A 4,870-nucleotide genomic window follows, 5' to 3' on the forward strand; every position below is an offset into this window, starting at 1 on the left:
GGAAGATATTTCTAAGAAACCGGAAAGTGATCTGTCGACAGATGATGATATTACCGGGGTGGAACCGGAAATTGCCGAAGATCTCAGCTCTGAAAAGGCAGATGAGGATGATCTGTCGATAGTGGGTTTTCAAGAGGAGCGTAATGAACCGGCTAAGAGTGATGATATCGGGAGTTCAGGCGGTGATGATGCGGTGCTTATCTCCTGGAATGATATAAAGCAGCAGTTTGAGGAAGTCAGTCTGGAAGATGAATCTCCTGAGGAAAAAACTGTGGCACTTGTACCGGAGTTGGATGGCTCAGAGGAAGATACTGCCGGTACAGGTACTCTATCGGATGACAATGTTGAAAATGAAGTGATGACTGTTTTGCCTGAGTCCGTGAGTGTCGAAGAGGATAGTAAAGACACCGGTGAACGGGAAGAAGCACCCGGTTTCAGGTATGAGATGGAAAAAGTATTTACAGGTGAAGAACCGCTTACAGATGAAACACCGGGTGGTTCCGTACCGGAAAAAGAGTCTGCCGCCGAGATTGCCCGGGACGACAGAGAAGAAGTGGAGGCTGAACCGGAACCGGTTGAGAGTTCATATTCGATTCCGGACCATGTATTAACACCTACACTTGCCGATATCTATTATCAGCAGGGACAGTACGCTCTGGCGGTTCAGATTTACACCAGATTGCTTGACAGAGATCCTGAAAACGGAAAGCTGAAGAGGAGGCTGGAGGAGGTAAAGCAGGCGATGCTGATAAACGGGGCTGCTGCCCCTGAAGTCAAGCCTCAGAAGCCGTCAAGAACCTCAGTAAAGGGGAAATCTGGATCGGAAAAGAGGATGATGCATTCATCCGGCAGGACATCCGGAAAGAAGAAGAGTTCCGGTGACAAGCGTCCTCTGGCGGGAGTCAGAATAAAGAAGAACAAAAAGAGCTCAAGAGGGAAAAAGGCTTAAGGTGAACCGGAAAAGAGGATATTTGCAGAATACAAGGCTGAATGCGTTAAGGGATCTGCTTGTCGAAAAAAAGCTCTCTAATATTCTGCTTACTGATTCGATTGATGTGCGGTACCTGTGTGGTTTCTGCTCATCCAGTGTTTCGGTGCTTATTTCCCGAAAGAAGAATTATCTCCTGACGGATTTCAGGTATCAGGAAGCCGCCTGTAAATTCTGTGCCCGTAATCCGGTCTGGACATTTATTCTGGTGAAGAAGAGTTTACAGGAGTCTCTGAAAAAGTTAATCTCCTCTGGAGCAACCGTGGGGTTCCAGGGAAACGAGCTTACGGTTGATCGATTTTCTGAACTGAAGAAGACTCTGAAAGGAGTGGTGTTCAAGTCTGTTTCGCAGGAGATTGCCCGGATATTCGAGGTGAAGCTTCGTCAGGAGATAGAGGTGATGAGACAGGCTGCTGAGATTGGTGACACTGCTTTAAAATGGTTTCTGGAGCGTCTGGAGCCTGGGATGACGGAGATCGAGGCGGCATCGATGCTGGAACTGTTCTGCAGTGAGGGAGGTTCCCAGAGGACATCGTTTGAGACCATAGTGCTTTTCGGGGCCCGTTCGGCACTGCCTCATGGGCGGCCCTCCGCCAAAAAGCTTGCCAGAGGTGATTATGTTCTGGTGGATTTCGGCTGTGTTGTTGATGGTTACTGTTCGGATATGACCAGGACTGTGGTAATGGGCAAGGCCAGCACACGTCAGCGGGAAATATACGCGGTTGTCAAGTCTGCGCAGGCGAGGGCTGTTGAAGCTGCCAGGGCGGGTATGAGGTCTGTTGAGCTTGACAAAATAGCACGGGATATTATCGCGGGGGCAGGCTACAGGGAGGAGTTCGGGCATGCGCTGGGTCATGGTGTGGGGTTGCGTGTGCATGAGCGGCCCAGGGTCAGTCCTCATGTAAATGAATTCCTTCAGGAGAACACTGTCGTTACCATAGAGCCGGGGATCTATGTGCCGGGATTCGGAGGTGTCAGAATCGAGGACATGGTTGTTCTTCACAAGAACGGAAATGATGTATTGACCACTTTTTCTCACGAGCTTATCGAGCTATGATTTCCATACAATCTCTTCTCAAACTGATGGTTGAAAAGAATGCCTCTGATTTACACATGAGAGCAGGAGTCACTCCGGTACTGAGGATAAACGGTGAACTGTTCAGACTTCAAACCGATCCTGTCAAGCCCGATGAGATGGAGCAGTCTCTTCAGTCGCTGATGAGTCCTGAGCAGTATAGTGAATTCCATAAGAGCAATGAATACGATTTTGCCGTAGGGGTGAGGGGAATAGGAAGATTCAGGATTAACGCTTATCGTCAGCGTGGCACATCGTCGGTTGCTGTAAGGTATATCAAGACACGTGTTCCGGATTTCAACGAGCTGTGTCTTCCCCAGGTGATTCTGGACATAGCAATGCACAAGCGTGGTTTCATTCTGGTGACAGGAACAACCGGAAGCGGTAAATCCACTCTTCTTGCCTCGATGATAGAGCACATAAACAACAATGCTTCCTGCAATGTGGTGACAATAGAGGATCCCATAGAGTTTCTTTACAAAGACAAAAAGAGTATTATCGCGCAAAGGGAGGTCGGGCCTGATACGCGCTCTTTTGCCGATGCTCTCAGGGCCAGCTTTCGTCAGGATCCCGATATCATTCTCATCGGTGAAATACGTGACAGGGAGACTATGGAGACAGCGCTGAGTGCTGCCGACACGGGACATCTGGTAGTGAGCACACTTCACACCATGAACACAGTAGAGACCATCTCCAGAATTATCTCCTTTTTCCCTCCTCATCAGCACGATCAGATCCGTCTTGTTCTCTCCAATGTTCTTGTGGCTATAATTTCACTGCGACTTCTTCCCAGGCTTGACGGTCAGGGGAGAGTTCCGGCATCGGAGATTCTGATAAATAATGCCAATATCGCTGAGTTGATAATGCAGCCTGACAAGTCGCACCTTATTTTACAGGCGATAGCGGATGGCTACACCCAGTACGGATCACAGACTTTCGATCAATCACTGCTGAATCTTTACCAGGAGGAACTGATCTCGCTTCAGGTGGCAAAGCAGTACGCAAGCAATCCTGATGATTTTGATCTGAAGGTGCGTGGTGTTCAGGGCACATCGGACCGTACATGGATGATGTGAGAAGGGAGAGAATTCAGAGGGTGTTTGGAAATCCTGGCCGGGGACTGTGAATTATGTCAGGACTGGATTTCTGCTTTCGCAGAAATGGCGTGGAGACTGAAGAATGCTTATAAGACAATTAACAAATAGCAGGGAACAGGGAGTGTAAAGAGATGAAAAGAGTTGCTGTGGTTATAACTTTGTCACTGCTGGCGGTAGTTCCTGTGATAGCTGGTGAGTGGGCGGCCAAGGTGACATCGATAGAGGGTACAGGGAAGGTAAAGAGGGGAGAAGCGGGGCAGCCCAGGCCGGCTCGTCCCGGAATGACTTTACAGAAGGGTGATATGATAAGTTCTGAAGAGGAGTCTCTGATTGAGATGGTTTATAAAAATGGTGAGATTGTCAGGCTGGGAGAGATGTCGAGTCTGATAATTGAGGAATCTACACCTCAGGAGGTGAAGTCTGAACTGGTGATGGGGCGGGTGTGGGTAAATATGAAGAAGCTGACCTCGGGGAGGCGTCAGTTTGACATGTCTTCTCCCACGGCTGTGGCCTCCATAAGGGGGACTGTTTTTGACATGAAATCTGCTGTGGATTCATCGATGGATGTCAGTGTTTACGATGGCAGGGTTGCGGTGGGGCCATCGAAGGGCTTAAACAAGCGGCTTTCTGGAGGTAAGAAGGAGATAGCTGGTGAGCCGCAGGAGGTTTCTGGTCCGGAGGAGGTACCTCCTCCTTTTGAGGTTACTCTTGAGCAGTGGAAGATGATAGTGGCCGGGCAGAGGATCTCTGTGCGAGCCGACGGAAAGTATGCCACATCAGAGTTTGATTTACAGTCTGACATAGACAGTTTTGTACAGAAAAACCGGTTTCTTGACAGCCAGAGCGGTAAAAAGAAGTAGCTTCTGTATCTGCTCTTAAGTGATGGCAAGGAAGTCCTCCAGTGATTTGCAGGTGTATATTGCTATCTGCAGATTCATGAGGTCATCTTTGCCTATAGCTGCATCTCTCCGGGGCCGTCCTGCCATGAAGGGAATGTGGTTGTCAGCGCGTGAGATTTCCAGTCCTTTACCCCGTCCGACTCTTTCTGATGCTCCATTTTTTCTCATTGTCTGCTCCTTACTCAAGGGAAAGCAGTTTTTTCTTCTCTGTTATCTTAAAACTCCAAGTTTTGTGCCAACAAAAAAAACGGCTCTCAGGCAGTAATTTGATTCTTTGACATGAATGGAATTGTATATTGATAATAAACTGTTCAGAGTGTGAAATGTGATTGTCAATGGAGCGGAAGTATGCGCAATCTGTTGGTTTTTTTCTGCCTGTTACTTTTCGGTTTTTGCGGTTCAGCTCCCAGGAAGGGGGGAGATGGACCGGTAAAGTGGAAACCGAATCTTTTGAAAAGTGATTTTGATACTGAACCGCTTCAGATCTACAGTGGTTTAAAGATTGTTATCCCTCCTTTCACTGACAGCAGGGAGAACAAGTCTCTAATAGGCAGCGTTGATCCTGACAGGATAGCCGGAGGGGAGCTGGTGCCTTTGACAACTACGCAGGATATCGCCAGGTGGTGCCGTTCCGGGATGCTCTCTGCACTTGACTATCTGGGGATTGAGAGTTCAAAGGAGGGGGATCTGATCATTGAATGCGAGGTCACCAGGTTTTTTATAAGTGAAGAGATGAACCAGAGAAGCGAGATAGACCTTAGGGTCAGTATTCGTAACAGTTCCGGGATGCTTATCTGGGAGGGAAACACAA

General features: G+C 48.4%; 6 protein-coding genes. 5 read left to right on the forward strand and 1 reads right to left on the reverse strand.

Annotated elements, in window-relative coordinates:
- From GX089_05810 to GX089_05825, 4 genes are all read left to right on the forward strand, one after another.
- Positions 1 to 949: tetratricopeptide repeat protein (locus tag GX089_05810; GenBank protein NLP01988.1), on the forward strand; the 949-nt coding region annotated here is incomplete at its 5' end.
- Between the two features lies 1 nt (position 950).
- On the forward strand, positions 951 to 2,045 hold the full coding sequence (locus GX089_05815; protein NLP01989.1) for an aminopeptidase P family protein: 1,095 nt from the start codon (positions 951 to 953) through the stop codon (positions 2,043 to 2,045).
- Complete coding sequence (locus GX089_05820; GenBank protein NLP01990.1) at positions 2,042 to 3,139, forward strand: PilT/PilU family type 4a pilus ATPase; 1,098 nt, start codon at positions 2,042 to 2,044, stop codon at positions 3,137 to 3,139. The genes GX089_05815 and GX089_05820 overlap by 4 nt, the downstream gene beginning before the upstream one ends.
- A 152-nt stretch (positions 3,140 to 3,291) precedes the next feature.
- The gene (locus GX089_05825; GenBank protein NLP01991.1) at positions 3,292 to 4,020 is read left to right on the forward strand and encodes a hypothetical protein; all 729 of its coding nucleotides are present in this window, start codon (positions 3,292 to 3,294) and stop codon (positions 4,018 to 4,020) included.
- Positions 4,021 to 4,035: 15 nt separating this feature from the next.
- On the opposite strand, the gene GX089_05830 is transcribed toward GX089_05825, so the two are convergent.
- Positions 4,036 to 4,227 carry a hypothetical protein gene (locus GX089_05830; protein ID NLP01992.1) on the reverse strand — a complete coding sequence of 64 codons (192 nt, stop codon included), beginning with the start codon at positions 4,225 to 4,227 and terminating at the stop codon, positions 4,036 to 4,038.
- Between the two features lie 180 nt (positions 4,228 to 4,407).
- Between GX089_05830 and GX089_05835 the strand changes: the two genes are divergently transcribed.
- A partial coding sequence (locus tag GX089_05835) for a hypothetical protein (protein ID NLP01993.1) occupies positions 4,408 to 4,870 on the forward strand: 463 nt, incomplete at its 3' end.

Origin of the sequence: Fibrobacter sp., assembly GCA_012523595.1 — a bacterium.
Classification (GTDB): Bacteria; Fibrobacterota; Chitinivibrionia; order Chitinivibrionales; family Chitinispirillaceae; genus JAAYIG01.

Bases quoted from the DNA above. Each gene is read 5' to 3' on its own strand.
- GX089_05825 (NLP01991.1), top strand. From the start codon at position 3,292: ATGAAAAGAGTTGCTGTGGTTATAACTTTGTCACTGCTGGCGGTAGTT.
- GX089_05830 (NLP01992.1), bottom strand. From the start codon at position 4,227: ATGAGAAAAAATGGAGCATCAGAAAGAGTCGGACGGGGTAAAGGACTG.
- GX089_05820 (NLP01990.1), top strand. From the start codon at position 2,042: ATGATTTCCATACAATCTCTTCTCAAACTGATGGTTGAAAAGAATGCC.